Here is a 3399-nt window from a genome sequence, read left to right as displayed (position 1 = left end):
ACGGCCGCCTGATTAAGAGTCAGATGCTCTACCAACTGAGCTAACGAGACAAGAACTATAATTGTAGTGATAAAAATATAAAAAACTGATTAAATTTTATAAAAATTTCGTTAAATTCCATAAAATTTTATTCGGTCTTTATATATCCAATAACTTATAAAATTAAATAAAATACTTTAGTAAAGAACCAATAAATCTTTTTAAAATAACCTATGCGCTTCGATTTCACATCTAGGCGTTCTTGCACAAACTCAACGCAAAGCCAAAACAAGAAGCCCCATAAGCGGGGCTTGGCTCGATAATTTATTTTGCTTTTTTAGCCTTTTTGCTTCGCGTAGCCTTAGCATGAGTTCTAGGAGAGCGGTTTGAGATGATCGGCTTACCATCAGGATATTTTTTCTGCACGTGATTTACAGGTATCGCCGCACTGCTGCTAGCACCGTATTTCTCGCCGTTTGTAAAATACTTCCTCATCACTTCCTTCCATCTTTTTGCATATTTATTCGCGCGCGGAGAATCGTTTAAGATATCCTCGTAGTCGTAAATTCTCTCATAGAAGTCGTTAGTTAGTTGATCGTCGATAGTGATTCTGCCGTTGTCGATCGATACGCCTAGGTAGACGCCTGTTTGCTCGCCCGGGCTTACCATCCATGCAGAAATATCAGGTAGATCGGTTGCGCGACCTGTTCTTCTACCTACGCCGCCCGCCGCAGCACCTACATTGATCTCAAGGGTGTCTGTGCCAGTAAAAATGTCTTGATATGACTTTGTAGTGTGGAATATCATAACAATGTCGCTCGTCTCGTAGCCTGCTTGCAAGCCCACGCCGTAGCCTTTATATTTGATAAAAATCGGTGAACTCCACTCGCCGTTCTCGCCTTTGACGCTAAAAATTCCATCGCCGTATTGTAGCGATGCGCCCGCAGCTAAACGTTTTACGTCGGTTAGTATTGCGACGGCTTTGGCGCTGGTTAGATAGCGCTCGTCGGTACCGAAGTTATTAGCCGCTACGAAAGATCTAACGACGTTAGTCGCCGCTATAACCTCTTGATTTGCCACGACGTCCGCGTGCAAAAGACCGCAAAGTGCAACAGATGCTAGAAGCAAAAACTTTTTCATCATTTAATCCTTTTAAAATTGAATTTTCGTTATTATAACAGCAATTTCATTTGTTTTAGCTAATTTTTAACAAAAAATTGATGAAAAATAACGAATTTTGGAAAATTTATGAAATTTCTAGCTATTTTTGCACTTTTGGCGATCAAAATTTTTGCTTTAGACATAGTAAACGGCGATGTTGTTATCTTAAAATTAGATAAAAGCACAACCGAGTTGAGCTTTGGCTCGAAGCAAATTCCTCTCATCACGGCTCCAAATTCTAGCGATAAAATCGCCGTTTTAGCGGCGAATTACCGCGCTAAGGGGGATTTCGCGCTGCGAATAGTAGATCAAAGCGGCAGCCGCGAGCAGATCGTCGCTTTGAAAAAGGGCGAGTATAAAAAAGAGGCTCTAAGCGTCGCTCCGGGTAAAGTTAAACCGCCCAAAGAAGCCGCCGCGCGTATCAAAAAAGAGCTCGACGAAGCCAACGCGATCTATGCGATCACCACGCCGCGCTATCTTTTTTCCACGCCGTTTGAGCTGCCTTTAAACTCCAAAATAACCTCTGCATTCGGCAATGCCCGCACCTTTAATGGCGAGCTTAAAAGCTATCATAGCGGCACCGATTATCGTGCCGCAGTAGGCACTGCGGTGCGCGCAGCCAATGACGGCGTCGTAGTCATCGCCAAAGACCGCTACTACGCGGGCGGCTCAGTCGTGATCGATCACGGCGGCGGCATCTATTCGCAGTACTATCATCTAAGCGAGATCAAGGTAACGCTTGGCGATCACGTTCGCAAAGGCGATGAAATCGCGCTTTCGGGCGAGAGCGGTAGAGTTAGCGGCCCGCATCTGCACTTCGGCATCGCGATCAACGGCGTGAGCGTCAATCCGCTAAGCTTCGTCGCTAAATTTAATGAAGTGGTTTTTGGCGAGCGCTAAAATGCCCTACAATCCGAAGGAGTTGATGAAAAAAATTCTCGCAGGCAGCGATTTTAAGCTAAAAGGCTCGGTCAAAGGCCGCGTGCGCGTCGCGAGTAGGGACGGAGCGATCGTAAATTTTACCGCCGCAGACTTCGGCGTGCAGAGCCTAAGCGACAAGATCGCGCTTAGCGGCGAGCAGTTTGAGCGATTTCGGGCTAGAATTTTTGGGATTTTAAACGCGGGCGGCGATGAAATTTCAAACAGAATTACGACCGGCCTTACCCCCAAAAAACGCTACCGCGGCGCAGCCGATATGGCGCAACGCGTTTATAGGGGGAGCGACCGCGCTGAAGAGCTAAATTTAAAAACTCGCGCCGATTATTTGAACGAGAGCGAGCATGCGGACGAGCTTGCTTTAAATTTAGAGGCTCGCGGCGCAGCGATCGGTCGCTATGACAGCGGCTGGATCGCGGAGGATTATGCGGCTTCATGGAGCGATGGCTGCGCGAGCGGCGAAGAAGATCGCGCTTTTTTAGGGGAGGATTCCGCGGATTTTAATAATCGCGGCGGGGATCTTTTGGATGCAGAGCAGTTAAATTTTAACGGACGCGGCGAGGATATTTTTGCCGCAAACGGCAGAACGAGCGCCCATGCCTTTGCAATCTCCTGCGTAGGACGGTAACTTTGTGAGGTGTAATACTCTGTTGCGTGTCCTATAATGACGCCAGCCACGAGTCCACTGATAACAGAAAATGACAAGCCGAGCCAGTTTTCAATGCCTAAAAGATAAAGAATCACAAACGAGGCCACGGCAATCAATACCGCACTTACGTTCGTTCCAAGTCCTAAAGCGCGTAACAAAGCTTTCATGTCTGCCCCTTCTTTCGTACGAACGAGAAAGATTCCGATGAGTGAAAGGAATATACCTACGGCGGCAATAATCATTGGTGCAATAACAGCCCGTAGCTGCATATCGCCATTTAAGGCAAAGGCTGTGGCCCCAAGTGCTGCAGTCGACAAGATGCTTCCACAGTAACTCTCATATAAATCGGCACCCATGCCAGCCACATCACCCACATTGTCGCCCACATTATCAGCGATAGTAGCCGGATTCCGAGGGTCATCTTCGGGAATATCTGCCTCAACTTTTCCCACGAGGTCAGCCCCAACATCGGCCGCTTTCGTATAGATGCCTCCACCAACACGCGCAAAAAGTGCCTGCGTTGATGCCCCCATACCGAATGTGAGCATAGTAGTTGTGATTGTTATCAAGGCAATATTGCCATCCGAATATACGAAACTGAGAATCAAAAACCATATCGCAATGTCTAAAAGTCCAAGTCCTACAACGACAAGTCCCATCACAGCACGAACTGG

At 47.0% G+C, this 3399-nt stretch carries 3 protein-coding genes and 1 pseudogene; 2 read left to right on the top strand and 2 right to left on the bottom strand.

Going from position 1 to position 3399, the window contains the following annotated elements:
• Positions 1-303 precede the first annotated feature (303 nt).
• Positions 304-1119: a lipid-binding SYLF domain-containing protein gene (locus Q0236_RS02875; RefSeq protein ID WP_005872227.1), complete on the bottom strand. Its 816-nt coding sequence runs from the start codon at positions 1117-1119 to the stop codon at positions 304-306.
• 108 nt (positions 1120-1227) lie between these two features.
• Here Q0236_RS02875 and Q0236_RS02870 point away from each other — a divergent pair, with 108 nt between their 5' ends.
• Together Q0236_RS02870 and Q0236_RS02865 are read left to right on the top strand one after the other, a co-directional pair.
• The gene (locus Q0236_RS02870) at positions 1228-2040 is read left to right on the top strand and encodes a M23 family metallopeptidase (RefSeq protein WP_297914910.1); all 813 of its coding nucleotides are present in this window, start codon (positions 1228-1230) and stop codon (positions 2038-2040) included.
• Positions 2041-2065: 25 nt separating this feature from the next.
• Positions 2066-2704 (top strand): hypothetical protein, encoded by a 639-nt coding sequence (locus Q0236_RS02865; RefSeq protein ID WP_297914907.1) that lies wholly within the window; start codon positions 2066-2068, stop codon positions 2702-2704.
• 29 nt (positions 2705-2733) lie between these two features.
• On the opposite strand, the pseudogene Q0236_RS13225 reads toward Q0236_RS02865, so the two are convergent.
• Positions 2734-3384 (bottom strand): annotated as a pseudogene (locus Q0236_RS13225) (sodium/proton-translocating pyrophosphatase); the annotation flags it as partial.
• Positions 3385-3399: the final 15 nt, after the last annotated feature.

The organism is uncultured Campylobacter sp., from assembly GCF_938031315.1.
Taxonomy (GTDB): domain Bacteria; phylum Campylobacterota; class Campylobacteria; order Campylobacterales; family Campylobacteraceae; genus Campylobacter_B.
Note: the sequence above shows the minus strand (reverse complement) of the source record. Positions and strands in the feature narration are given on the sequence as shown.

Coding starts and splice junctions, on each gene's coding strand:
- Q0236_RS02870 (WP_297914910.1), top strand. CDS start 1,228: ATGAAATTTCTAGCTATTTTTGCACTTTTGGCGATCAAAATTTTTGCT.
- Q0236_RS02865 (WP_297914907.1), top strand. CDS start 2,066: ATGAAAAAAATTCTCGCAGGCAGCGATTTTAAGCTAAAAGGCTCGGTC.
- Q0236_RS02875 (WP_005872227.1), bottom strand. CDS start 1,119: ATGAAAAAGTTTTTGCTTCTAGCATCTGTTGCACTTTGCGGTCTTTTG.